The 26,542-nt window shown below is 51.7% G+C and carries 21 protein-coding genes; 7 read left to right on the forward strand and 14 right to left on the reverse strand.

Annotated features, from left to right (window positions below; genetic code table 11):
- On the reverse strand, positions 1–1,115 hold a 1,115-nt coding region (locus Q0Y46_RS12950), incomplete at its 3' end, for a class I tRNA ligase family protein (protein WP_297947895.1).
- Between the two features lie 120 nt (positions 1,116–1,235).
- Here Q0Y46_RS12950 and Q0Y46_RS12955 point away from each other — a divergent pair.
- Positions 1,236–2,288, forward strand: a complete 1,053-nt coding sequence (locus tag Q0Y46_RS12955; protein ID WP_297947896.1) for an ORF6N domain-containing protein — start codon at positions 1,236–1,238, stop codon at positions 2,286–2,288.
- A 162-nt stretch (positions 2,289–2,450) separates the two neighbouring features.
- Here Q0Y46_RS12955 and Q0Y46_RS12960 read toward each other — a convergent pair whose 3' ends face one another.
- From Q0Y46_RS12960 to Q0Y46_RS12990, 7 genes are all read right to left on the reverse strand, one after another.
- Entirely contained in the window at positions 2,451–5,648 is a 3,198-nt protein-coding gene (locus tag Q0Y46_RS12960; protein WP_297947898.1) for a type ISP restriction/modification enzyme, read from the reverse strand.
- Between the two features lie 475 nt (positions 5,649–6,123).
- Positions 6,124–7,140 (reverse strand): hypothetical protein, encoded by a 1,017-nt coding sequence (locus tag Q0Y46_RS12965; protein WP_297947900.1) that lies wholly within the window; start codon positions 7,138–7,140, stop codon positions 6,124–6,126.
- 111 nt (positions 7,141–7,251) lie between these two features.
- Entirely contained in the window at positions 7,252–8,757 is a 1,506-nt protein-coding gene (locus tag Q0Y46_RS12970) for a hypothetical protein (RefSeq protein ID WP_297947902.1), read from the reverse strand.
- Positions 8,757–9,971, reverse strand: coding sequence for a glycoside hydrolase family 18 protein (locus Q0Y46_RS12975; protein ID WP_297947904.1), 1,215 nt, complete (start codon positions 9,969–9,971; stop codon positions 8,757–8,759). Before Q0Y46_RS12975 ends, Q0Y46_RS12970 begins: the two co-directional genes overlap by 1 nt.
- Positions 9,972–10,041: 70 nt before the next feature.
- Positions 10,042–10,629, reverse strand: coding sequence for a hypothetical protein (locus Q0Y46_RS12980; RefSeq protein WP_295682171.1), 588 nt, complete (start codon positions 10,627–10,629; stop codon positions 10,042–10,044).
- Between the two features lie 150 nt (positions 10,630–10,779).
- The gene (locus Q0Y46_RS12985) at positions 10,780–11,205 is read right to left on the reverse strand and encodes an ACT domain-containing protein (protein ID WP_297947907.1); all 426 of its coding nucleotides are present in this window, start codon (positions 11,203–11,205) and stop codon (positions 10,780–10,782) included.
- A 151-nt stretch (positions 11,206–11,356) separates the two neighbouring features.
- Entirely contained in the window at positions 11,357–12,694 is a 1,338-nt protein-coding gene (locus tag Q0Y46_RS12990; RefSeq protein ID WP_173342160.1) for a phenylacetate--CoA ligase, read from the reverse strand.
- 308 nt (positions 12,695–13,002) lie between these two features.
- On the opposite strand from Q0Y46_RS12990, the gene Q0Y46_RS12995 reads away from it, so the two are divergent.
- Positions 13,003–15,699, forward strand: coding sequence for a POTRA domain-containing protein (locus tag Q0Y46_RS12995; protein WP_297947909.1), 2,697 nt, complete (start codon positions 13,003–13,005; stop codon positions 15,697–15,699).
- 12 nt (positions 15,700–15,711) lie between these two features.
- Positions 15,712–16,227: an OmpH family outer membrane protein gene (locus tag Q0Y46_RS13000; protein ID WP_295682180.1), complete on the forward strand. Its 516-nt coding sequence runs from the start codon at positions 15,712–15,714 to the stop codon at positions 16,225–16,227.
- Between the two features lie 79 nt (positions 16,228–16,306).
- Here Q0Y46_RS13000 and Q0Y46_RS13005 read toward each other — a convergent pair whose 3' ends face one another.
- The 4 genes from Q0Y46_RS13005 to rsmA all read right to left on the reverse strand — a co-directional run bounded on the left by Q0Y46_RS13005 (position 16,307) and on the right by rsmA (position 19,830).
- Positions 16,307–17,200, reverse strand: a complete 894-nt coding sequence (locus Q0Y46_RS13005) for an RNA methyltransferase (protein ID WP_295682184.1) — start codon at positions 17,198–17,200, stop codon at positions 16,307–16,309.
- A gap of 20 nt (positions 17,201–17,220) precedes the next feature.
- Complete coding sequence (locus Q0Y46_RS13010) at positions 17,221–17,805, reverse strand: 5-formyltetrahydrofolate cyclo-ligase (RefSeq protein ID WP_295682186.1); 585 nt, start codon at positions 17,803–17,805, stop codon at positions 17,221–17,223.
- Positions 17,806–17,807: 2 nt separating this feature from the next.
- Positions 17,808–18,965 carry a ribonuclease D gene (locus Q0Y46_RS13015; protein WP_295682188.1) on the reverse strand — a complete coding sequence of 386 codons (1,158 nt, stop codon included), beginning with the start codon at positions 18,963–18,965 and terminating at the stop codon, positions 17,808–17,810.
- An 85-nt stretch (positions 18,966–19,050) separates the two neighbouring features.
- The gene (gene rsmA, locus Q0Y46_RS13020) at positions 19,051–19,830 is read right to left on the reverse strand and encodes a 16S rRNA (adenine(1518)-N(6)/adenine(1519)-N(6))-dimethyltransferase RsmA (RefSeq protein WP_297947912.1); all 780 of its coding nucleotides are present in this window, start codon (positions 19,828–19,830) and stop codon (positions 19,051–19,053) included.
- A gap of 40 nt (positions 19,831–19,870) precedes the next feature.
- Here rsmA and Q0Y46_RS13025 point away from each other — a divergent pair, with 40 nt between their 5' ends.
- Complete coding sequence (locus tag Q0Y46_RS13025) at positions 19,871–20,269, forward strand: (deoxy)nucleoside triphosphate pyrophosphohydrolase (RefSeq protein ID WP_297947915.1); 399 nt, start codon at positions 19,871–19,873, stop codon at positions 20,267–20,269.
- A 22-nt stretch (positions 20,270–20,291) separates the two neighbouring features.
- A complete protein-coding gene (gene trpS, locus Q0Y46_RS13030; RefSeq protein ID WP_173304634.1) occupies positions 20,292–21,287 on the forward strand; it encodes a tryptophan--tRNA ligase in 996 nt (331 codons plus the stop codon).
- 25 nt (positions 21,288–21,312) lie between these two features.
- Here the strand turns inward: trpS and Q0Y46_RS13035 are convergent, their stop codons facing one another.
- On the reverse strand, positions 21,313–21,834 hold the full coding sequence (locus tag Q0Y46_RS13035; RefSeq protein ID WP_295682197.1) for a hypothetical protein: 522 nt from the start codon (positions 21,832–21,834) through the stop codon (positions 21,313–21,315).
- Between the two features lie 129 nt (positions 21,835–21,963).
- Between Q0Y46_RS13035 and Q0Y46_RS13040 the strand changes: the two genes are divergently transcribed.
- Positions 21,964–22,836, forward strand: coding sequence for a DUF3078 domain-containing protein (locus tag Q0Y46_RS13040; RefSeq protein WP_295682201.1), 873 nt, complete (start codon positions 21,964–21,966; stop codon positions 22,834–22,836).
- A 95-nt stretch (positions 22,837–22,931) separates the two neighbouring features.
- Here the strand turns inward: Q0Y46_RS13040 and Q0Y46_RS13045 are convergent, their stop codons facing one another.
- Entirely contained in the window at positions 22,932–23,549 is a 618-nt protein-coding gene (locus Q0Y46_RS13045; RefSeq protein ID WP_297947920.1) for a hypothetical protein, read from the reverse strand.
- 206 nt (positions 23,550–23,755) lie between these two features.
- On the opposite strand from Q0Y46_RS13045, the gene Q0Y46_RS13050 reads away from it, so the two are divergent.
- Positions 23,756–26,446 carry a fibro-slime domain-containing protein gene (locus Q0Y46_RS13050; RefSeq protein WP_295682206.1) on the forward strand — a complete coding sequence of 897 codons (2,691 nt, stop codon included), beginning with the start codon at positions 23,756–23,758 and terminating at the stop codon, positions 26,444–26,446.
- The last annotated feature ends 96 nt before the right edge of the window (positions 26,447–26,542 follow it).

Raw genomic sequence — 26,542 nt, forward strand, 5'->3', positions numbered from 1 at the left:
ACGGCGTTCATCGCGTTTTCGGCGAGCACGTCCATCTTCACGAACCACTGGTCGCTGAGGTACGGCTCGATTACGGTCTTGGAGCGGTCGGAGTGGCCCACCTGCATCTCGTGGTCTTCCACCTTGATGAGGAGTCCGAGTTCTTCGAGACCAGCCACCACGGCGTCGCGGGCGGCCTGGCCCTTGAGGCCCTGGAACTTGCCGGCATTCTCGTTCAGGCTGCCGTCGTCGTTCATGATGTTGATCATCGGGAGCTTGTGGCGCAGGCCCGTCGCATAGTCGTTCGGGTCGTGGGCCGGGGTCACCTTCACGGAACCCGTACCGAAGTCCTTGTCCACGAGGATGGCGTCGGCAATCACCGGGATTTCGCGGTCAACGAACGGCACCTTCAGGGTCTTGCCGATGAAGTGAGCGTAGCGTTCGTCGTTGGGGTGCACGGCGAGGGCCGTATCGCCCATGATCGTTTCCGGGCGGGTCGTAGAGACAGGGATGAATCCCGAACCGTCGGCCAGAGGATACTTGAACGTCCAGAAGTGGCCCTTCACGGTCTCGTAGTAGATTTCGTCGTCGGCAACGGCGGTCTGGAGCTTGGTATCCCAGTTCACCAGGCGCTTGCCGCGGTAGATGAGGCCCTTCTTGAACAGGTTGAAGAAGGCGTGGCGCACGGCCTTTGCGCAGACCGGGTCCAGCGTAAAGCGCTGGCTGCTCCAGTCACAGCTGACGCCCAGGCTCTTGAGCTGGCGGGTGATGCGGGCTTCATATTCGTCCTTCCATTTCCAGATGCGTTCCACCAGGGCGTCGCGGCCAATGTCGTGGCGGGTCTTGTGTTCGTCCTGGAAAAGGCGCTTTTCGACGACTGCCTGCGTGGCGATACCCGCGTGGTCGGTACCCGGAATCCACAGGGTGTCGCGGCCCGTCTTACGGCGGTAGCGTACCAAAATGTCCTGGAGCGTATCGTTGAGCGCGTGTCCCAGATGGAGCGCGCCGGTAACGTTCGGGGGCGGAATCACGACCGAGAACGGTTCGCCCTTTCCGCTGGGTGCAAAACTGTTTTTTGCGGCCCAGGCGCTATGCCAGCGGGCCTCCACATCTTTAGCGTTATAACGAGTTTCCATAGTGCGGGCAAAGATAGAAAAATAATTTTTTGTATATTAATCCTAGCACCAGAAAGGGTGGTATTAAGGATCGTTTCCGCATAGGCGGGACGATCCTTTTTTGTTAAAAAGGAGCTGAAAATGGCAAAAAAAGAGAAAAATAGGGGGCTGGTCGCCGTGAAGCCTGGCTTTTCACTGATTGACGAAAACTTGCTCAAGTCTCGGATTTACACCATCCGCGGGGTAAAGGTGATGCTCGACGCTGATTTGGCTGAAATTTACGGGTATAGCACCAAAGCGTTTAATCAGCAGGTCAAGAATAATATTGAACGTTTTGCTGAGGATTTTCGGTTCCAATTGAGTGAAGCAGAAATCCTACTTTTATCGAGGTCAAAATTTTTGACCTCGATACAGGTGAAAGGCGTAAAAGGAGGTCGGTCCTATAAACCTTACGCTTTTACGGAACAAGGTATTTACATGCTCATGACTGTGTTGAAAGGCGATTTGGCGATACAACAAAGTATGGCCCTTATCCGCCTTTTTAAAAGATTGAAAGATTACGCCGTTTCGGAAGGCTTGCTAACTAATGGCACAGATGTCACTCCGCTAGCGTTGCAAACCGCCCAGAATACAAGGGATATTGCTGAGGTGTCGGCAGATGTCAAGGTCCTCTCTGGCGAGGTGCATGAAATGCGCGGCGAGTTCAGCAAGATGAACATGGACCTCCAAAAGGTCATGGAAAATTTCGTGGATCCGAGTACCCACAAGCACTTTTTGATATTGAACGGCCAGCGGTTAGATGCCGACATCGCCTACACGCAGATTTACGGCATGGCGAAGAAGTCCATTACGATCATCGATGACTATGTCGGCGTGAAGACTCTCGACCTGTTGCGACAAATCGCGAAGGGAGTTTCCGTGACAATCTATAGTGACAATCGCAGTTTTGAAACGCTGACCGAACAGATGCAGAAAGATTTTCTTGCCGTGCGCCCCGATGTAAAATTCGCCATGAACAAGACAAAAGACAAATTCCACGACCGCTACATCTTCCTGGATTACGGACTGAAAAGCGAAAAGCTCTTCCACTGCGGAGCATCCAGCAAAGACGCCGGCAACAAAATCACCACCATCATGCAGATAGAATACACGCAGGTGTATCGCAGCATTATGGCGATATTGGAGAAGAAGTGAATGGCGCCAAATCGTCTCGATTTTGGCACAACATTGTCTTTGCGAGGAGCGAAGCAACGCGGCAATCCATAAGAAAAGGGGAAGGCCTTCCCCTCGCTCGCACTACGTTGCTCACTACCCCTTCGAGCGGGGCCTCAGGCGCCGGCCCCGCAACGCCCTGGCTTACGTCTCATCCAATTTCTGCATCAACTTGTGGGTTTCGATAAGGATGGCAATGATTTTGCGATAGTGCGAGATGTCGTCGTAGGTAAGGGTGCGGTTTTTGCGGTCCTTAAGCCACTTTTGGGCGGGTTGGTAGCCGCCGATGTAGAAGTTCCAGGCTAGTTCAGGGACGTTCGCAAAATACTGCGTCTTGTTGATGTAGACTTTCCCGCTGATGTCATCCCCGACTTGGTCGGGGATCTCCTTTTCAAAACGAATCTCGCTTACAGTATTGTCGCCTTCGATGTCAAAGGAGGTTGCCTGCGGAGGAATTTCTTCCATCAGGTGCAATTTGCGGAGTTTATTGCCGATGGAAACGATGCGTTCGAATTCTTCTTTGTTTTCAGGGAAAGGAATACGCGGGAAATCGATTTTCAGGAATTCCTTGTATTTTTCACGATAGGACGGTGTATGGAGAACGCCGTAGATGTAATCGAAGACTTGCTCCGGAGTCGTTTTGTGCTTAGTACACTTGTCTATTTTACTCCAGATTTTTTCGTCTAGATTGGGCTTGCGGGTTTCGCCGAGTTGTTCTTCACCTTCGGTAGGGTAAAGGTGGAGAGGGAAAACATTCACATCATCTTTTGACGAGAGCAAAGTTTTGTCTGTAATCGTGTTAGTTGCGAAAATTGCAAATAGATAATCTCGATTTACACGAATTGTGTTAAGAGCAATGTTGTCATATAACAAGTGCCTCATCGTTCCATATCTTGGCCTTGACATTATACCATTTGCTTTTCCTGTATATGGAACATATTTTACATCAAATGGTCTATAAGATAAGTTTCTGCAAACATCAACCCCATTGTTCATTGAAGTTACAACATCTTCTTTTGCGTTTGCATAAGACCAGTCACTAGATTCTCTTTCTATTTCATATTTTGTTTTAAAGCTGCTTTCATCAAGTATTTGAAAATCAGAAACAAGAGTTTGTAATTCTATTTTAGAATTACAAATGTTTAATTTATCATTTGAGGTTTTTATTCCTGCAGTATTAACTAACATCAATTCGTCAATTTTAAATCCCTTCTCGTATTCAATCTGAACGGAAAAATCTTTAGGGACAAAGAAATACTGTGGTGCCTGGGGAGCGAGTTCTTTCCAAGGAATATCGTTGAATGATGTTTTACCTAGAAATGCGTATTTTTCAAAACGTTTGCCGAAAAGTTCGTAATGGTAAACTTTGGCTAGAGATCCTTCGACTTCGCCCTTACGGGCTTCGCTCAGGATGACACTCTGTTTTTTCTTAACAAAGATGTTAATACTTACGCCTTGCATAATGTCAAAGACGTTTTCATCTTTACTGCCATCAGACGCTGTTTCTTGCTTTCGATAGTTTCCGTGCAAATCAAGGATGTAAATTTCATCAAAAGTTTCCATCAATGCTTTTCGCATTTGTCGATGGATAATTCCATCTATAAAACTATTATTCAAAATATATGCGAGAATTCCTTCGCCATTCTTTTCTACATAGTAGTGACCTAATCGAATGAATTTGATATAATCATCCGAAAGTGGTTGGATGTTTCTCTCGTTTAAATTCTTCTTGTAGGTTTCCGACAATTCTTGAATCCAAACGCTCTTATTGCTACTACTCACGCTATACGGTGGATTTCCAATCATCACCATTACAGGTGTATCGCGCTTGACAAGGTTCGCCTCGTTCGCTTCTTGCGCCAGCCATTGTGCAAATAGCGTTCCCGTGTCATGGTCACATTCTTCAAGGGAGTTGGTAAGGAATACGCGAAGTCGCTTATCCTGTTTAGCCTTATAGCCAGTCTGCGCAAGCACCATATCCAACTTCAAATGCGCAACGGCATACGGAGCCATCATGAATTCAAAACCGTTCAGGCGCGGGAGCAGGTGTTCTTCCACATAGTTTTGCCAAGCGCCCTTCTGGTTTTCCATACCGGAATATATCTTGCGGACAACTTCGGCAAGGAATGTTCCCGTTCCGGTTGCAGGATCGAGAATTTGGACTTTATGGTATTCCCGCGTTTCGTATCTCTTGTGGTCTTTGGTGCGATTGTCCGTATATAGGTTCGACGTTTGACGAATCGTCACCTTGCTCGTGTCGGCAAGACCATCACTCAAATTGAAGCGGGTTTTCAGAATTTCATCAACGGCATTGACGATAAAGTGGACAACGGGTTCGGGCGTGTAATAGACACCACACGCCTTTTTCTGCTTGGGGTCGTAGTAGCGTAGAAAATCTTCGTAGAAGTGAATCATCGGATCGGCTTGACCCGTAGCCTTTCCAAAATTCTTCATGACCTTCGGCATGTCCGTCACCCGGAATGTTTCCGCTAGGTCATCAACAATCCATGCGATGCTTGTATCTACATCGAATGCGGCGACATTCTGGAAAACCTTGCGCAAGAACGGATTTGTCTTGGGAATGAGTGTAGCCGCTTCTTCTCGACTGAAAGTGTCGGGAGTATCGTCATGGAGCCTTGCGGCAAACATTCCATAGCAAATTGTCTGTGCGTAAATATCGGCAAATTGACGTTCCGTCAAATCGTGAATCAACACCTTCTGGAAAGATTTCCATTGCCCCGCCAGTTCGCCTGCCTTTTCGCTATCGGTTTCGAGAGTCTTTTCAATCACTTCGGCAAGGAGGCGCGCCTTGGCCGCCATCATCTGCGCCAGCTTTGTAGAACTTGTAATCTTCTGCGGTGTTGATTCTGCAATGTGCGCCACCATTTCCAAAAACATCGGGACATTGGCGTCTATTAGCGCAATTTTATTCCCTTTGATTTCTGCGATGCGGATATTTTGAGTCGGCATCCCGTTTTCATAAGGATGAAAATCAAGGTAATCCGTGAAAAGGATATGATCTAGGGAGTTCTTGTAGCGGTTGAACTGTTCCTTGTGCTGGCGATTTCCATCCAGGTCGCTATCGCCGATGTCCTTTGCCTCCACGAACGCAACGGGAATTGATGTTGCGCCTTTCCCTTTCGCGATAATGTAGTCCGGCGCTCCGCACTGGATTCGGCTCGGTTCGTTGGTGATGGTGAATTTGGGGAGCAAGTCGCTAAGGAGTTTCGCGAGTGCTGGGCGGTAGCTGTGCTCTGTCGCCTTGCCCGTAGAAAACTGCTTGGAAACCTCGTCGATGTACTGTGCGACGGCTTGAATCTTGCTCTTGTCCAAATCGACCATGGCGGCTCCAACGTTGCGAGAGCCGTTCCTTGTTTGCCGCGATTTCCACAAATAAAAAAAAGGCGTGGAGTCGCAGGCTTACCGCTATCGAGGGCTACCACACCCTGTTGCATAATAAGCACAAACGACCCATGCCCCAATTGGGACGTGAGCGTTCGTCTTATCCTCATGCAACTTGAAAGTGGTAGTTTCGATAGCGAGAATAAGAGACGAATCTCAAAAAATCCGGTCGCTCCGCACCATTCGGTACGGGGCTATGTCAACAGGAAATATAAATAAAATGCTGGCCAGAGATTGCCACGGGTTCTACGAACCCTCGCAATGACATGAGATGGAGATCCCCGCCTGCGCGGGGATGACAGGAAAAAGGGAGACCCCCGACCAAGTCGGGGGTGACAAATGGGAGTGGAGATTGCTTCGGCCCGGCAACTAGTTCCATTTTGGAACTAGTTCAAAAGGAAGGACGACGAACTGACTAATTCTCGTCTTTTAGGCAATTGTTGATTTGCCTGCGGATGAATTCCTTGTGCTTGTCGAGTCGTTCTTGGTAACGCGGGTTTACAATCGTATCGCCATCGCAAATCTGTTTTTTGGCGAGAATTTCTACACTAGAGTAAGAGGGACTGACGTGTACACTTGCCAGACAGCTGGAGTCTTGCACAGAAAGGCTGTCCTCGTTTGCCTTTTTGGTACTGTCCAGAAGGGCGTCCATGTCTTTTTTAAATGCTTCTTTCAAATCAGTATCAGTTGCAAAGTCGTTCTTTTGGCAGAGCGGGGACGGGGGCGGAGCGCTACTGCTAGATTCTGGCTCCGGTTCTGAACTGGAACTCGTTTGGAATTTTTCGGGGTACTTTGCTCTATATTCTTCTTCGGTATAAAGGAAATACGTCTCGTCTTGATAGAAACCGTTGGGATAAGTTTGCCCATCAGAACATTCAAATACCGAATATCCTAAATCTACGTGTGTGCATGAGTAACTGCGTACCCCATAAAGAGGTTCATTGTATTCGTCAAAGACTTCTTTTGTTGCGTCTTCGAGAGAATCCATTTGCTCTAAGGTCCGTGTCTGGTTTTCGGCGAGTTCTTTCTTAATCCTTTCTACTGTGTATTGATGGTCTCGCGCGTCAAGGCAATCATAGGTGGCCCCGACGTGGTGTTTCCAAGCGCAGCGGACTGTTGGGTCGCTGGCAAGCCTATAGGGCATTGAAGGGTCAAAGCTGGAGCTAGACTCGGCTTCGGAGGAACTTGAACTTTCACAGGCGTCCGAACTTGAAACGGCTCCTGAGTCGGCGTTATAGACGGGCCTGATTCCGTAAAGGGTGTCGGTCTTGATTCCGTCAAGGTCGTCGGGATTGATTGTGGGGTTGGTACTTGTTGCGTTGTTCGGATCGCTTGTAACGTAAATAGGGTCTTCGCTGTCGCCGCCACAGTTCGCCCAAAAGATGGCTGTCGACGTGAGCAAGAGCCTTTTCCAGTGCTTGCGAATGTTCATAGGGCCTCCAAACGGAATCTTTTAATTTGTTATACCCCCAAAATATCTCTTTTTCTAGTTCTATGAACGAGAAATGCTTTTTTTCCGTGGACAATTTGTACAACGGAAATTTTATTGCTGCTTCGAGGTGGGAAAATATGCGCCACGTGCGGCTTTGCTCGGAACGTTGCGGCCTTTGAGGTCTGTGATGACGCGGGTTTTGTGGCTGCTGTATCTTATACGGGCCCTCTTGATGGCTGTGGAACCTTCTTCGTCAACGAGTCCTTCAATGATTTCTGCATCGCTGTTGAGGCTTGCCTTGTAGGGGATGGTCGCGTCTTTCAAAAGTTTGTCGCTGGTGATGGTGACCTCAGGCGATTCCTTGGTGCCGATTTCTAGCCCTGCGATGGTATAGATGGCTTCTTCGCCGGGGAGTAGCCCCTTGAGCGATTTTTCGCTGCGCACGCCCTTTACGGTTACGTAGGCATTGTGGTACAGCGGGGCGATGCCGATGTTTTTCACGCGAACGGCCGCCGAGACCTTGTTGACCGCATAGCCCGTGACTTCGAACTTGTAGCCCGCATAGGAACTGGCTTCGTACACGCGGTCCTTGGTGGCGTACTTGCCTTCGGGCGCATCGTTGCCGATGACGTATGTCATGTGGTACTTGGCAGCGGCATCTTCCCAGGTGACTCCGTAAAGGCCTGCCGGGTTCAGGAACTCGTGTTGGTCCTTGTCTTCGTAGTAGCTGATTTCACCGCCGGCGGGTGCTGTTTTCCAGCGGTCCTTGCCTATGGCTTGCCAGTTCTTTTCGTTGTCACCGTCACCCTGCGAGATGTCGTGTTCTTTGTGCATGAAGGAGTCGTCGAAAAGCCCGAAATGGAGCTTCATCAAATCTTTGCTTGCGACGATGGGGGTATATTCGTCATCTGCGGCGTCAATCGAAATGCTCCAGGGAGTTTCTTTAAACTGCTTGTCGACATGCTTCAGGAATTCGGTCTGGTAATCCTTGCTTGCAAAATTCGAGTCCGTTATGGCGGTGCCGTAGATGTGGTATTCCGCCCAGTGCCCGAAGCCGACCTGCACGAATGCGATGCGCGGATCGGTGTCGTATTTCGCAGCGAAGTCGGTGTAGAACTGTTTGTAGAACCATTTGAGTTCATCGAAGTTCCAGTTCGCATAATAGGTGACGCCGTCTCCGTCTACGTCGTTTTTCGATTCCTTGTAGCCGTCCATCTCCTTGATGTATTTTGGGACGGCTGTGGCGCCTACGACTTTTTCGGTGCAGTTGGGGGCGTTTTGGATGGATTCTCCCGGGTATTCGATGCGGAACCGTACGATGGCCTGGTGCCCGCGACTCTTGATGCCATCGAGCAACTTTTCGAAACTGCTCCAGTCGTAGTCAATTTTGTCGCCGGTCTTGCCCGTCACCACGGCGCAGGGGAGGCAGTACGAAAATTCGAGCGAGATTGCGCTCTGCAAATCTTTCTGGTCTTCCGCCTGGTCGGGCCAGAATACGATTCCCTTCAGGGGCTCGAGCGATTCGATGCTTTTTTCAAGCGCGACGGAGCGGTCTTTCGCGAACGCTGCCGCTGTCAGGGTGGCAAGCGTGATTCCCGAGACAATCCATTTGTTCATCACTTCCCTCCGACGTCGAGTAGAATAATCGGCCGCTTGCCGCGAATCTTGTGCCCGAGGGCGTCTACCTTTACGGCGTTCTTGACGGAGCCTACGCTGCGGGCTTTACGCATGGGCCGTATGGCGGTTGTCGGATCGTCTTGGAGAGCCACGGCGATGCTGTCGAGAATCGGGTTGCCGGTGCCTTCGATGTAGTCGTGCGAGACTTCCCACACCATGATGCCTGCGTAGCCGTTTTCCTTGACCCAGCGGCTTTTGACGGCAGAAGAATGCGGGTCTTCAAAGGTCACGTATCCGGTCGAAGATACGCCGTAAGGTTCCACGGAGACGCTGTCGAAAAAGTATTCCCATTCGGTGTTTGCGACGATGTCCTTGTACGGGACTTGTTTTGCGGTGCCCTTGGTGAAATCGGTGCCGGGACCCGTGGCGCCTTCAAATTGAAATCCGAACGAGGGAATTCCGAAGACCATCTTTTCTGTCGGGACGCCGCGCTTTTTCCAGTAGTCGCGGGTTTGTTCCCACGACCATGTGGTGTAACCTTCGTGCGGGTAGAGCGGCGAATCGAACATGGCCTTTTCGTCCCAGTCGCCGGTGATGTCGTAGGTCATGAAGCCGAACCAGTCCAGGTTTGCGACGAGGACTTCGGGCGTGAACCATTTGCCGTAATACTGCGAGCAGGGAAGCGCCGCAGAAAGTGTTTTGCCTTCGGGGAGTGCTGTGCGGAGTTCGGTGAGCAGCTTATTATAGGCGATAGTGTCTGCATCGGGCACGGGGTTGTATTCCCATTCCCAGTCCATGTCGAGGCCGTCCAGGTTGTGGTCGGCGACGAATTGCACGAGGTTCTCGATGAACTTTTGGCGGAGCGCGTCATCCGATGCGACGGGCACGAAGTTTTCACTTTGCCCGCCACCGCCGAGCGAGACGATGACTTTTGTTCCGACGGCGTGGGCGAGGGTGACCATGGAATCGAGGGCGCTCGGGTCGTCAGCGGCATCCCCTTTGAGCGAACCGTCCGTATTCGGCGTAATAAAGCTCCACAGCACGTGCGTCAATTTGCTGTATGGGACTTTGTCTACGGTGTAGGCGGGCTTGTGCCATTTTCCCCAGTCGGGGTAATAGCCGATGAATAGCGGAGAACTCCATGCGGAGCAAACTCCCGCTATGGCGAACGTTGATAGTGCGAGAAATTTTTTGTAAAGGTTCCTGTCAGACATGCCACGCTCCTCCTTCACCAATATATGTTTTTTTGTGAAGGGGAGTTGGCGACCAGGCCCTTGATTGCGGCTAAGGATTCCCTGCTTGGAATTTTTGATTGTATTCTTCGCGAGAGTATATAGTGGAGTCTTTTAAGACGTGCGTGCCGCTATTGTCGGCAAAGGTTGTGTAGGTGCTGCCGTTGGAACACTCGAAAGTTTCCTGGAAATTGTATCTCCTGCAAGAGGGCATTTGAACGCCGTACAGGGGGGCTTCTTCAAAATCGGGAGAGTTTTTAATCTGGCTCTTTAGATTTTGCTGGGCAGGCCCGGATGAACGGGTCAATATATTTTTGCCGAATTCAATGCAGGAACCGGTGGGAATGGAACCCGTCATTTTGCAGGTCACATTTGGGTCGCTTGCAAGTTTGAAGGAACTGGTTCCGTCGCTGGAGCTAGATTGCACTGCATCGCTGGAGCTTCCTACGTTGCTGCCGATTTCGCTGGAACTGGGGGTTGCATCGGACGATGCGGGCTCCGCCATTTCGGATGAACTGACCGCTGCGCTAGATTCGGGGACTTGTGGCGCGGTGGAGCTTTCGCTGTCGCCACCGCAACCGGCCCAGAAGAACGCGGTTGAAGAGAATAATAGGTATTTCCAATGCTTTCTAATGTTCATAGAGACTCCAAACGGGTTGTCTTGATCAGGTTACCTATATAATATTTCTTTTTTTTGAGCCGGAGAACAAAAAAGAAATATTTCTGTGGACAATTTGTACAACGAAAAAAAACGCCGGGCATAAGCCCGACGTTTTAATACCACTAACCACTATCCCAGCAATTCTTCCTTGCTGATGGCCTTGAAGTGCGTGGCTTCGAGCGCTTCAATGGCCTTGTCCACGTCCTGGAAACGGAGAATCATGATGTTCGAACCGTTCAGGGTGGAGGGGTAGGCGTACATGTAGTCGATCTGCTGGCTGCCCACTGCGGTGGAGAGCAGTTCGGCGAGGCCGCCGATGGCGGCGTTCACGGGGCAGGCGACCACGTCGGTGATGGTGGCGCTGAGGCCCGCCTTGGCGAGCACGTCCACGGCCTTTTCCGGGTCACTGACGATAAGGCGGATAAGCCCGAATTCGCCCGAGTCGGCGAGCGTGAGCGAAAGGAGGTTCACGCCGGCGTCGGCAAGGGACTTGCACACTGCCTGGAGACGGCCCGGTCGGTTGGAAACGAAAACTGAAACCTGTGGGATTTTCATTGTGTTTTCTCCTGTTTTAAAACTTTTAGGGGTTAGGATCTAGGATTTAGGGGCTAGAGAAAGATATCATGGCTTCGCCATTTGTTATAGACGCACGAAGTGCGTGATTCTCATTCACTAGCCTCTAGCCCTTAGTCTCTAGATCCTCTTATCACATCTTCTTCCTGTTGTCGATAACTCTCTTGGCCTTGCCTTCGCTACGCGGCAGCGAATCGGGTTCGCACAGCGTAACGATCACGGAAATGCCGAGAATCTGTTCGATGGAGTGCTTGAACTTCTTGTTCAGCTGTTCCATGGCGCTCATGGAGTCGCTCACCATGTCGCGGGAAACTTCCACCTTGACTTCGAGCGTGTCCATGTTGTTCTTGGTGTCGAGCACAATCTGGTAGTGCGGCAAAGCCTTCTCCGCACGGAGGAGGGCAGTCTCGATCTGGCTCGGGAACACGTTCACGCCGCGCATGATGATCATGTCGTCGCTACGGCGGCCGATGCGGCGGATGCGGCGGATGGTACGGCCGCACTTGCACTTCGTCTTCTCGATGGCGGTGATGTCGCGGGTGCGGTAGCGGATGATGGGCATCGCGCGCTTGCTCAAGGTAGAGAGCACGAGTTCGCCTTCTTCGCCGTCCGGCAGCGGTTCAAGCGTTTCGGGGTCGACGATTTCGGGGTAGAAATGGTCTTCGAAGATGTGGATGCCGTCGCGGCACTCGCATTCGCAGCCCACGCCCGGGCCCACGATTTCGGAAAGGCCGTAAATATCGTATGCCTTGATGCCGGTCTTTTCTTCGATGTAGTCGCGCATGCCGTCGCTCCACGGTTCTGCACCGAAGATACCGCGCTTCACCTTCAGGTCACGAATGTTGACGCCCATTTTTTCGGCAACGTCAATGATACGGACAAAGTAGCTGGGCGTTCCGCCTACCGCGGTAACACCGAAATCCTTCATGAGCATCACCTGGCGTTCGGTATTGCCGCCGCTGATGGGGATGACGGTTGCACCGAGGGCTTCAAAGCCGCCGTGGATACCGAGACCGCCGGTGAACAGGCCGTAGCCGTAGAAGTTCTGCACGATGTCGGTGCTGCGGAAGCCGCAAGCGAGGAGCCCGCGCTTCACGACCTGGGCCCACACGTCCATGTCTTCCTTGGTGTAACCCACCACAATGGGCTTACCCGTGGTGCCGGAACTTGCGTGCAGACGCACGACTTCGCTCATGTCGACGGCGAACAGACCGTACGGGTAGGTGTCACGCAAATCCTTCTTCATGGTGAAGGGGAGCTTCGCAACGTCTTTGAGAGTCTTGATGTCTTCGGGCTTGAGGCCCTTCTCGTCCATGCGTTCACGGAAAAGCGGAACTTTCTCGTAGGCAAGTTTTACGGTGGCGCGCATACGCTGCAGCTGCAGGTCACGCAATTTTTCTTCGGGCATGAAGTCCAGGGCCATTTCGGGCAGGACCTTGTTTTCTTCGTCATTCCAGGCGGTTGAACGCATAGGGGTTCCTTTAGTTGAATTTTGCGCCTATGAATATATAATTATTTCGGGGTGTCAAAAGAAGCGGATTGATGTTTTTCTCTTTTTTGCAAAATGGGGTATGGAATGCGTTTTACACGGTGTGTAATAAGACATTCATGCTACGTATCAAGGTATTATAATCTGGAGGCTGGGCAGGGCCGTTTTAATTTTTGTATTTTTGGTCGGTATTTTAAGTTTTTGCATCTATAGGTAGGTTTATTCTGCGCTTACGATTGATTTTTTTGATACTGGCCATTGTGTCCGTGACTAGGGCACAACTTTTGGAAGTGTCTGATAGTTTTATGGCGGAAAACAAGGTCCGCAAGGTTATGGTAGATGGTACCGAGAACATGGACGAACGCTCTGTGTTGAGCCGTATCGGCATCCGTGACGGGCAAACCTATACTCCTGCTGCACTATCTGAGAAAATCCAGTCTTCGGTGGCCAATCTTTACAATTCGGGCCTTTTTGACGATGTGACTGCCTGGATTGATTATGTGGACGAAGGCACGGATGTGGATGTTATCTTCAAGATCAAGGAACTCCCGGCGTTGGATACGGCCTATTTTGATGGCTGCGATGAAATTTCCGAAGAAGATTTGCGTTTGAAACTTCGCATTGTTCCGGGGCAGGTGTATAGCAAGAGCCAGTTGGAACGCGACCGTCAGGCCCTGTTGGACTATTTCCATTCCGAAGGTTATTTGCTGGCCGAAGTCGGCTACCGTGAAACTCCGAAAGAAGACAACAAGAACGAAGTGACCTTCATTGTGCGCGAGGGCGGCAAGGTCAAGGTGACCCAGTTCGATATCAAGGGCAACGAACATGTGCCTGCCGAAGACATCATGGAACACATGCTTACCAAGCAGGACCAGTGGTGGGGCGGCGGCGAATTCAAGCAAATTGTTTTTGAAGCGGACCGCGACACGGTGTTGAATGCGATTCGCCATTTTGGCTACCTGGATGCCGAGTTGACCGATTATAGGGCCGAGTACCTCCCGGATTCCAGTTGCTTGTTCTATCTAGGACGCATGGTCCCCGTCGGGAACCGTCTGGCCACCATGTACGACCAACTGAATGCCGCCTTGGCGGAACCTTCTTCGCCGCTTTACAAGATGGCGGGTAAGCCGACCATGCAGGTCACGCATTACTACCGCAAGTTCCACAAGAGCACGGAACCCTGGGTGAGCCGTCAGGTGAAGCAAGTCAAGGACGAAGAAGAAGCTCTCAAGATTCTCAACGACATTATCCGTTACGAAAGCGCTCGTAAGGAATGGCTCGAAATCACAGCCGACCTCAAGTGGAACAACCCGAAGATTGATTCACTCTTGGCTATCAGGAAGCGCAACACCTATGAAGAAAAGTTGGTTGTCCGTTACCAGATGGAAGACTTGTTCTCCACTTTGAACAAGTACGACAATATCAAGACTTCCAGCGCCATCATTATTCATATCAATATGATAGAAGGCCGCCGTTACTACATGGGCTCCTTGCACTTTACTGGTAACGAAGTCCTGAACGACAACATCTTGAATTACGCTTACCGCTTGGATAGTGGCGAGGTGTTTGACTACTATGTCTACGAAGCGTCCAAGAAGGCCTTGCTCGATGCTTACCGCGAAGATGGCTACTTGTTCGCGCAGTTTACCGAAGAACGCAACTTCGAAAACGATTCGACGGTCAACCTGACGTACCACATGGTGGAAGGTCTCCCAGCCCAGATTCACAAGGTGCATATCCACGGCAACACGAAGACCAACGAAAAGGTTATCCGCCGCGAAGTCCGCCTGTACCCGGGCGATACGTACCGCCAGTCGTCTTTGGAACGTAGCTTCCGCGAAATCATGCAGCTGAACTACTTCGACATGGTCACTCCGGATATCAAGGTTGTTGGCGAACAGGAAGTCGACCTCGACTTTGTGGTGCAGGAGAAGGAAGCCGGAACAGGCCAGTTCAGCTTGGGTGTGTCCTATAGCGAAAGCGATGGCCTTGTGGGTACGGCAAGTATTTCCATTCCGAACTGCTGTATGGGTAACGGTCAGGCTGCGTCCTTGAACCTCGAATACGGTATGGACAAGAAGAGTGCCGCTATCAACTTCCAGGAACCGTGGTTCATGGATAAGCCGATTACCGTGGGTGGTGGTCTCAGCTACTCTTGGTGGCACATGGATTACGACCCGAACATCACCCGCTATGGCGGCAACGTCTATGTGGGTAAGCGCCTCAAGTGGCCGGATGACTACTTCTACGGACAAATTGGTTACGGCTGGCTCATGAACAAGCAGGGCCCGAATATCGAAGACAGCTATGTGGTGTACACGGGTGTCGAATCGGCTCTGAACTTCCGTCTTATCCGTGACGACAAGAACTTGCCGCAATTCCCGACGGATGGTTCCCGCTATGTGTTGGATATCCAGTGGGCCGACGATGTGCTGTTTAGCGATTTCAATTTCGTGAAGACGGAACTCACGGTCAAGTGGTGGTTCCCGCTGTTCCGCGACAGGCTTGCGATTGCGCTCACGAACGAGTACGGCGTGATATTCGGTGACCAGTTGCAGTACCGCACGCTTTACTCCATGGGTGGCGTGCTCGGCTACGAAGGCATGATGCGTGGCTATAGCTCGGGCTCCATCGGTTACCGTCGTTTGGGCCGCAGCTACCAGTACGTCGGTGCTGAACTCCAGCTCGGCCTCGTGCCGCAGACATTCTACTTGTTGCCGTTCTTCTTCGATGCAGGTAACGTGTTCGGTGAACGCTATGACCCGGGAACCAAGGTGCCCAAGCCCAGCCGCAATCCGCTGGAAGAATGGGACCCGACCAGCCTCAAGAAGGATATCGGTTTCGGCTTCCGCGTGGTTGTCCCGATGCTTGGTATTATCGGATTTGATTTCGCATGGCCTCTGGATGTGGGTGAAACCTACAGTGGCTTGCAACGGACTAATGTGGGCGACATGGAGTTCAACTTCGTGATTGGACAGGGATTCTAAAGGAGGCGCATGATGATTCGTCGCTTAATTCTTCTTTTGGTGTTTGCTTTTGCCACGGCGGGATTTGCCGATGACGGCCTCCGCGTGGCGCATGTTGATTCCAAACTCATCTTCGACGGCTACAAGGGCACCAAGAAGGCCCAAGAAGAGTATGACCGCCAGGTGGCCAAATGGGAACAGCAGGCAAACCTCCTGCAAAAGGAACTTGCTGCCATCAAGGAAAAGATTGACAAGCAGCTCCTGATGCTTTCGGATGAAAAACGTCGCGAACTCGAAGCCGACTACAAGAAAAAGGACACGGAACTCAAGAACTTCATTGACCGCGTGTACGGTCGTAATGGTGAACTGATTTCCGAGAACGAAAAGATAAGCGGCCCCATCATCCAGCTGATTCGCAAGGCTGTGAACGAAATTGCTTTGCAAGAAGGCTACGACATGGTCGTGGACCGCGCGACCGGTTCCGTGCTGTTCTGGAAAAAGGAAAACGACCTGACACAGAAGGTTCTGGATTACCTGAACAATCGCTAGTTTTCTGGCTGCATAAGTTTATGTAAAATAGGCCACCCTGACGGGCGGCCTATTTTGTATGCAATCTTTGGAAAAGCGATTACTTGATGCGCATTCTGGCGTATTCGTAAAGCCCGAGTGAAAGGGCGACAGAGGCGTTGTAGGAATGCGCTTCGGGTTTCATCGGGATGCGGAGAATGTCGTTGCACTGCTTCCGGATGAACGGGGGCAGGCCCACATCTTCGCCGCCAACAGCGAGCACAACCTGGTCGGCGAATTCGTACCCGGCGAGGCTTGTCTCGGTATCGGCGTCAAGGCCCAGAATCTGGTAGCCCGCAAGCTTGAGCTCGCCGATGGCGGCTTCCAGGTTGTTCGGGCGGCAGATGCGCATTTTGTCTAGCGCTCCCGCGCTGGTCCGCGCAACACTTGGGGTGATGCCGCACATGCCCTTTGCCGGCATGAGCAAAATATCCACGCCCAGGGCCAACGAACTGCGGATGCATGCCCCAAGGTTCCTCGGATCCTCGATATTTGTGGCCACGGCGATGAGTTTTTTCTCGCCATTTTCTTTTGCCTTGAAAAATTCTTCGCGGACATCTTCCCACTGCAGGAGCGCCTTTTCGTTGATCAGCGCGACGACGCCTTGGTTCGGCCTCGCATAGCTGTCGAGAATTTTGGAATCCACCTGCTGCACGTGGACATGCGCGCGCTTGGCGAGCTTTTGCAAGTTGTACAGCTTGGGGTTGCCGGACTGGTGCATAAAGAGAATGCGGTGGACGCGCATGGGGTCGTTTGCGAGGAGGCTTTCGACTTCCTTGATGCCGCCGACGGCTACTTGCGGAGCGGCATCGGCATCGCCTATAGCGGCCACGACGTTTTCTTGTTTGAATTTTTTCTCGCCGAATCTGGGGCGGTCATCGCGACCGAAACGGCGCATGCGATCGTTGTTTGGTCTGCGCTGATCGCGACGGTTGTCGTCTTCGTTGAAACTCATGTGGGTCTCCGTTTTGTTAATCAGTATTTTTCCCTGCAAGGAATGACGACGTTCATCTGGATGTCGGTGTCCTTCTGCTCAAGGGGTTCTTTCGAAATCTGTGCAGGCGTTGCGATGCCTGCCTTGTAGGAATGTGGGTGCTTGGCAAGGAACCTGTCGTAATAGCCCTTGCCGTGCCCGACGCGGCTTCCGCTAAAATTGAACTTTGTCCCGGGGACGAGGAATATGGGAATTTCGCCGTCGAAGCGTTCAAGGCCATCCTTCGGTTCCATGATGCCGAACTTGCCGGGAACAAGGTCTTTGCGCAAACTGCTCACCTTGTAGAAATTCATGATGCCTTCGCCTTCGCAGCGCGGCAGCAGCAATCGGCCTTCGCGGGCGAGTTCCTCGATGATGGGCATGATGTTCGGTTCCCCCTTCATCGGGTAGAAGGCGGCGATGTTCTTCGAGTCGTGGTATCCCGGAATGTCGTGGATTTCTTGCCAGGGTTCGCCGATGATATCGTCGCCCTTTTTGTCGCGGCGCTTTTTCAGGATAAGTTCAATGATAGGACTGCTGCCGAACACGAATATCGCGAGGAACAGTACGAGGATGGAGGTTCCCATGTTTAGCTCCTGATGGCGCGTGCTGCGGTCGGTAGCTTGTCTTGCAGAATCTCGTTCCAGATTCTGCGTTGCCACTGCATCAGGTGCGCTTCGTCGTAACGGTCGACCCAGGGCATCGTTCCCGGTGCGGCAAGCCAGATGAGCTGGGACTTGTTTGCGACCATCGACGGATCAATTTTGAGATTTTCGGCTTTTTCGTCGCGCCACATCTTGAGAGAGAGAAGCAGGTCGGCATTTGGCACTACCGGTGGAGGCGGGGCCTTGGGCAACTTGGCGGGCCAGTCCTCTTCGGGGGTTGCGCAAGCGTCCCGGAGCATGTTCACGAACGAATCGTAACGTTCGCCTTTGAAGTTCCTGGGCAGTTTGGGCAACCGGTTTTCGTCGATTGTCGGGAACGTCGCTTGCACATGGCGTACAATGGCGAGCATGAGTTCCGCGGGCATGACTTTGTACGGCGGGCGGTCCATTGACTCGGCTTCTTTTTCGCGCCATTCCCACAAGTGCTTGAGAATGTTGAGTGCACAAGGGTTGTAAATGCTGGAACCGGTGATGCGCCAGGGGTCTTTTTTCGGCGGTGCCGGGTGCCTGGAATGTTCTATCAGGGCGTTGCACTGCTCGGTAAGCCAGCTCATGCGGTTTACCGCTTGCAACTTTTCGACCAGGATGGCGCAAAGTTCATGCAGGTAGAATGTGTCGTGGATGGCGTATTCGCACATCTCCAGCGGGAGCGGGCGGATAGTCCAGTCGGCGCGCTGGTTCTCTTTTTTGAGCTCGTCGCCGAAATATTCGCGAACGAGATCGGCCAATCCGAGGCGCTGCTCGCCGAGCAATTTTGCCGCGAGCATCGTGTCAAAGATATTTTTCGGGCTAAACTGGTAAGTCTGCCACAAAAGTCGCAAGTCGTAGTCCGCACCGTGGAAAATGAGCGTCTGCATGGCGCGGGCCTTGAATAGCGGGGCGAGGTCGATGCCGCAGAGCGGGTCGACGATATAGTAATGGTCGCCGATAGTAATCTGGATGAGGCAGAGACGAGCGAGATAATGGTGCATGGAATCGGCCTCCGTGTCGACGGCGGCCATATCGTACAAGTCGAGGTCTTCGAGGAGCTTGGCGAGGGATTCTTCGTTGTCTACCAGGATGTATTTTTCGTTCTGCAACATTACCTGTGAAATGTAATTAAAATTGCGAAAAAAAGAGAAACTCCGGATTAAAACGTACACCTAATAATAGTGTATGTGATGCCGCTCATTTTTTTATGACGTTGTAGAATTCCAGGAACTGTGCCGGGGAAAGTTCTTCGGCGCGGACGGTGGTGGGGTAGTCCAGGAGTTCAATGGCCTCCTGGATTTTCTTTTTGTCGTAGGCGCGGCCGAAGGAGTTCGCGAGCGTTTTGCGCTTTTGCGTGAATGCGGCGCGGACAAAATCGAAGAATCCGTCGGGAGCCTCGAGCGGGCTTGCCTTGGGCGTGAGGAGCATCGTGGCGCTGTCGACGTTGGGACGTGGCGTAAAATGTTCAGGCCCGATCTTTCTTAAAATCTGCGTGTCGGCGTAGGCGGAGACGAGTACGGACAAACTCCCGTAGTTGCTGCTGCACGGGGTGGCGCAGATGCGCTCGGCGACTTCGAGCTGGACCATGCCCATGAATCCCTTCGTGAGGTGCAGTCGCGGCATGAGCCCGGCAATGATGGCCGTGGACACGTTGTAGGGGAGGTTTCCGGTGACCCAGGGCTTTTCGTGGGTGTCGAGGAATGCCTGCAAGTCGAATTTCAGGAAGTCAATATTGACGATATGGAAGTTGTCGCGGCCCTGGAATTTTTGTTCCAAAAATTCAACGCACTGCTCGTCGATTTCGACGGCAGTGAGTTCCACGGCGCGGTCCAGCAGGTGCTCCGTGAGCGCGCCGTGGCCAGGGCCGATTTCCAGTACGGCCTCGTTTGCTGTTGCTGGGAGGTCTCCCGCAATCAGTTTCGCGGTAGGGACATCCAAGAAGTTCTGTCCGAATTTTCGGCGGCGTGCTCTATCCATGGGGCGAAAAATAGAAAAAGTCTTTTGTTACATTTGGGCCATGAAACGAATTGAAGTTGTGGCGGGAATCATTTGCGATGGTGTTCCGCGGGCACCGGATGCCAAGTACTTTGCGACTCAACGGGGCTACGGGGATTTCAAGGACTTCTGGGAATTCCCGGGAGGCAAGATGGAACCGGGGGAAACCCCGGAACAGGCGCTGGTTCGTGAACTTAATGAAGAATTGGCTGTCGATGTATCTGTCGGTGAATTTATCTGTACCGTCGAACATGACTATCCTGCATTCCATCTGACCATGCACTGTTTTTTCTGCTCCATAGATAGTGGCCACCTCACGCTGCTGGAACACGAGGCCGCCAAGTGGGTCGATGCCTCGGAAATGCAGAATCTGGACTGGCTCCCGGCCGACGTCCAGGTTGTTTCGGCATTGCTTGGTTAAAAAAGATTCTATATTTGCGCCCATGAAAAAGATATCCCTTACGGGCATCAAGCCCACCGGCACTCCTCACCTGGGTAACTACCTCGGTGCAATCCGCCCCGCTCTTGAACTTTCGAAGACCTACGACACGGTCTACTTTATCGCCGACTACCACGCCCTCACCACCGTGCAGAACGGTGCCGAGATGCGTGCGAACATCTACAAGATTGCGGCGACCTGGCTTGCTCTCGGCTTGAACCCCGAAGAAGGCCTGTTCTACAAGCAGAGCGACATTCCCGAAATCTTCGAACTCAGCTGGGCTCTCAGCTGCTTTACGCCGAAGGGATTCATGAACCGCGCCCACGCCTACAAGGACAAGGTCGCGAAGAACGAAGCTGCCGGCGAAGACCCGGACGCCAACGTGAACATGGGCCTCTACTGCTACCCGTGCCTGATGGACGCCGACATTCTCATGTTCAGCGCCGACATCGTGCCTGTGGGCAAGGACCAGAAGCAGCATGTGGAATTCGCCCGTGACATCGCAATCAAGTTCAACAAGCATTTTGGGCAGGACGTGTTCACTATCCCGGAACCGGTGTTCCAGGAAACGACGGGTATCATCCCTGGTCTCGATGGCCGCAAGATGAGCAAGTCCTATGATAACGTGATTGATATCTTCCTTGAGAGCAAGGCTTTGAAGAAGAAAATCGGCAAGATTGTCACGAACTCCCAGGGCATTGAAGAACCCAAGGATCCCGATACTTGCAACGTGTTCAAGCTGTACAAGCTTTTTGCGACTCCGGAACAGACCGAGGCGCTTGCTGCACGCTACCGCGCAGGCGGTATGGGCTGGGGCCATGCCAAGCAGGAACTCCAGAACGTTCTCGAAGAACACCTGGGTGCCGCCCGCGAAAAGTACTTCTACTTGCTCGACCACACCGAGGAAATCGACAAGATTCTCGCATACGGCAAGGAGAAGGCCCGCGTCAAATCCAAGGCCATGATGGAAAAAGTGCGTTCCCTGCTCGGGACGTACTAGCCGTTACGCCCTGTTTGGGCTCTATCTAGATTTCGAACAAGTAGCCCGCCCTCCACAGGAGGGTGGGTTTTGTATGGTCCATGAAGTAGTGAACTGGGTAGGAAAGTTGAGTGAAAATTCCATATAAGTGAACCCAGACCTCGACCGACAGATCAAGCGATTCTTCGTAATTGTAAGGGAGCACGTACATGGCTCCGTTTGCTTCGTTCAGTGCCTTGTGCATGCCGTTGGGAGCCTCGGCGAACGAGTATCCGCCTCCGATTCCCAGGTCGAAGTTGAACGGGAGTTCCCTAAAAAAGGTCCAGGCAAGCCCACCACGCATGGCGCACCAGTAGTCGTTTTCCCCGTTTTTCCACCCCATGCCCTGAATGCGCATCACCGCTGCTTTGTAACCGACTCCGGCGACGACAGAAAGGGGCGCAGGATCCCCGGCAGATATGCCAAACTGGATTCTACCTTCTTTTGTATGTTTTTTCCCGGTATCGGGAATTTCGGATGCAAGGCAAAAAGAGGCGCAGAGTATGAGGACAGTGAAGATGAGACGCATGGTCTAAAATTAGCTATTTGCATTGGAAAAATTAGGTGTTCTCACTTTGCTGCTTGTGATTGAAAATCAAAAATTCTTATTTTTTTGACAAGTTTCATTGCCCCATGGGCAAAAAAATGAGAGGTAGAAATGAAAAAGTCACTCAAAATGTTGGGCATTGCCGCTTTGGCATGCGTCACTTCGGCTTTTGCTGAAGGCGGCATGTTCGACGGCGCTCTTCCTGAAAACTGGACGGCTGATGTTGTCGCTGCGGTGAAGTACACACGCATGCACTACAGCAACTGGGCCGAAGATGGAACTTCCAGCTACACATGGCTTGTCACATACGATGCCGACGTGCAGGGAAAGTGGTCTGTCGCTAACTGGCGTAACCTGATAGATCTCGATCTCGGACAGACTTGGACTGACGGTCTTGGCAAGCGTAAATCCGCTGACAAGATTTTCTGGGAATCCATGGTAGACTTCAACATGACCGAAGTCCTGAAGCCGTATGTGGGCCTCCGTTACGAAACTCAGTTCTTGAAGGGCTACAAGTATAGCGAAGACGAGAATGGTGACGAAATCAAGACTCCCGTTTCTTGCTTCATGGATCCGGTGTACTTCACTCAGGTTGCCGGTCTTGCTTACATCCCGAACGATAATTTCTCCCAGCGTCTCGGTTTTGCTAACCGCGTGACGGTTTCCCATGGCTACGGCTACGCCGATGACCCTGATACTGAAGATGAAATCGAAGAAGTGAAGGATGAACCGGGTCTTGAAAGTATTACCGAGTTCAAGTACGCCTTCTCCAATATCATGAGTTTCAAGACTCGCCTTTGGGCCTTTGTCAATTTCAAGGGAACGGACGAAATTGACGGAAAGTGGGAAAACCTCCTCACTGTCGAGATTGCTCCGCTTATCGAACTCCAAGTCGGCTTCGATATGGTCTACGACAAGGACCTCGACAAGGATACCCAGTACAAGGACATGATTCTGTTCGGCCTGACCTGGCGTTGGTTCTAACAGAATGCCCCTTGTGGGTGCCTGTTTTCGAAATTGCAAAAATTCCCGGTTCTGCCGGGAATTTTTTTATGGTGAATTTTGGTTGTTGCCGGAAATTATTGCTCGATGGTGAGCAGGTCTTCTTGCCAGGCGTCGCGCTTTTTGCGGAGGCTTTCGAGGGATTTGTCGTCGGCACCGGAACTGTCGCGGATTTCCATGAGATTGCGGTAACCTTCGAGCAGTTTTGCTGCCTTGGGATAGGTCTGTTCCAGGTTGTGAAGTTCTTTTTGTATGGCCTCGTCCGAGTAAAGACGGGCGATGCCTTCTATGGTACGCAACGTGGCAAGCTCATTGTCGCCGGATTCCCGTGCCGCCTTTGCTTCGGTAAATTCTAACGGGATTATTGCATCCATCCATGCAGATTCTTGTGCATAGAGCTCGTTGTCTTCGGCGATGGCGTCTTTTCGTTTGGTGATTTCGAGTTGCTTGACCAAAAAGGGCCTGTAACTTTCGGTGTCGGCGTCAATCTGGTGCGTTTTGCAGAATTCGTCCAGGTTGCGAAGGTTTGTTTCTGTCGGATTGTTGAGCAGGCATTCCTTGAGAACCGCCATCTGGTCTTTGAGCGGGAGTGCCTTGAAATTTTCGGATTTCATGCTGTTTGCTTTGATGCGTAACCAGAAAACTCGCATCAGTATGACGGTAATGGCAATAAAGAAAAAAATACCCCAATTCATTGGGCGAAATATAGCTAAAGTGCGTTATCTCTGTCGTGGTTCTGGCCCTTGTTTTGTGCGCTTTGCCGGCTTATGGTTTGTTTAAAATCACCCTATTTTTGCAAACCTCTTTTTTACATAGTTTTTCGCTTACTTGAAGTGAATTTTGGGAATAAAAGGTATATATTTAGGGGAGAAAGATAAACCTTTATTGGAGCATGCGTTTTATGGAACAGAGAAGCTGGCTTGTTGCCGGCCTTTTGGTCGGTTCTGTGTCTTTGGCTTTTGGGGCGCCGTTGGCGTCCGCTAATTTGGATATTATCATTCGTGATTTCCAACCGAATCATCCGGATTTTGAAAACTTTTCAGAAGAATATGTGAGCCCGGGTGATTCTCCGTCTCCTTGTACTAGTGGCATGTGCCGCGACAACATTTACAATTCCACTCTGTGTGGCGGCAAAGCTTGCGATGGTTACGATGTGACTTGGTATGGTTTGGAAGCGATGCACCGTTCCTGCGGAAACGGACGTTCCAAGACGGGTGCCCAGATTGGTCAGGATGGCTATCCGATGGTGCAGAATTCCTCCCTTCCCAGCTATTTGGCCAGGATGGTTTCTGCTGCGCAACCGTTGGAATACGGCCAGTGTTCCGAAGACGGTTCCTTCAACGGAAGGCCGGTGACGAAGCGTGGTTATAAGAGTGTCGCAAAGGGGGCCGATGGTCAGCCTGCCGTACATGGCGCTACTTGTACGGGCGGTACGGTTTGGGAAAACCCGGTTTACTACACTCCCGGTATGGTGAAGCCGTATCTTTTGTTTAGGGATGTCGACGGCGATGGTAGCATAACGGGTCAAGATGACATGCTTGACGGTGTTGGCATCGAGAAAATGTTGGATTTGTGCGACAACGCGCATTTTAACGAATGGTATCAAGATGTCAATGGTGTGAACAAGCGTACAAATGCCATTATTTCTATTCCTAAGGAAAGTGACAAGAGCAATTTCTACGTTATCGACTACAACTATAACAATGGCGGCTACTTCCCCTTGGACAGCATCAACCCGATGACTATGGATTGGGTCTCTGCTGCTGAATGCAAGACTAAAAACTGCGATACTTGGGGTCCTCAGTCTTTGTCCATTTTCTGCCCTCCTTACGATTACCAGTATGCGTCAGACCAGACGGACTTCCTCAAGCAAAATACGAGTGCGCTTTGCGAGAGCTGGCTGAAAAATGGTGGCCCTCGCAATACAAATGCGGCCATTGCTGCTGCGGGCACGTCGGCAATCGGTCTCAGCCATTTGCGCAACTACAACTTCACGATGATGGGTTATGCCAAGTTCAAGTACAATGAATTGAACCAGATCCCTAATCCCGAAGTGTTTGAATTTACCGGTGACGACGACATGTGGATTTTCGTGGATGGCGTCCTGGTTGTGGACTTGGGCGGTACTCACCTTTCCGCTCCGGGTAAGGTGGATATTGCTGTGCTGGCTGCGAACAACCATGGTTGCCAGGCTGACCCTGCGCTCCAGGCCTTTATGGGCGATCCTCCTCTCATGAACGAGGCGAACTGCGTTCCGGGAACGACGACTTGGCAGAACAATACTTGGCACCATCTCCACTTCTTCTATGCCGACCGCCAGACCGACGGCTCCAACATGTACATCCGTACGTCCCTGTCCGAAATCGCTCCGACCAAGTATGGTCAGCCGTCCATCATGGACTTCATCATTACCATCGAAGGGGATACGACGACGAACAGCATGTTCTTGAATACGGAACTTGATCCGGCCGTTATTGCGGGTATGGTCACGGGTGGCATGCCTTCTATCCTTGTCTCTCGCAATAAGTACGATGCGTCCGGCAAGGTCATCGGTAAAGATACGCTTGGTTTTGTCGTTACGGCCATGAGCGAAGGGCAGAACAAGGGCGCCGATGGCTTCATGTACGAAATTCAGGGAAACCTTGTTGATGTGAATGGAAAACCGGTGTCTACCGGCCTTCTGGGCGGCGATGAACTTGCGTTTAACTTCCCGTCTGCAGATCCGACCATGGAAGGTTACAACTGGAATTCCAAGATGACATTTGCAGGAGTCCCGTTCTACATCGCATCCAAGGGTGGCAAGTCCGTCGAAGCCTTCCCGGTGGAGTGGGGCCCCATCACGCTTAATGTCAAGCCGAAGACTGTTATTGTTCCGCAAGACAATTCTATTGACCGTCCGGATTTCGATGCGCAGTCGCAGGAGCTCACCGCTTTGGCAGGTAGCGACGGCCTTCAGGATTCCTTGACGGGCGAACTCTTGTTGACCGCTCTCCCGGCAGTCACGGGCCAGGATCCCTTGACTCTGACTGACGAGCAGATTGAACAGTACACCGCTGCTCCTTCCATTGATGGTAGCAATGCCGGCCTTAGCCCGATGACAACGCCGCTTGTTTCCAAATCTTCTACTAATGGCCCGCGTTGCTTTACGGCTGCCAATAACGAAAGTTGCGTGAGCTATGCCTTCACGACAACGCAGCCGTTCAAGGTGAATGTTCGCGTATTTGACCATCTCGGCCATTTCGTGAGCCAGTACAACAAGTCCGTGAATGCCGAACAATTTACGAAGGCTCTCGAGAAGGCTAATGGTTCCGCTTCACTTACAGCTTGCGGCGAAAGCAAGGTCGTGAATCCGGGAACGAGCTTGCTTCCGAAGGGTTCTGGCGCTATGCTCGTTTCTGTGAAGATGTACCCGGTGTCCCAGGATGGCCGTAAACTCGGTACGGGTCCGTACATCTACCAGATGTCCGTCATTAAGGAAGAATACGAATACTGCTACATGCAGGGCGGTACGACGCCTTCGTACTCCTACATGCGTTATCAGCGTACTTCCGAGACTTATCGTCGCGGCTATCGTAGGCTGAAAAATAAGTAAGGCTTGATTCAAGAACGAAGATCCCGGCTTAGTCCGGGATTTTTTTTGTATAAAGAAAACTACCGGCTACGCCGGTAGTTCCGTAAAAGCCTTCTG

The sequence above is a fragment of the uncultured Fibrobacter sp. genome (assembly GCF_947305105.1).
Taxonomy (GTDB): Bacteria; Fibrobacterota; Fibrobacteria; order Fibrobacterales; family Fibrobacteraceae; genus Fibrobacter.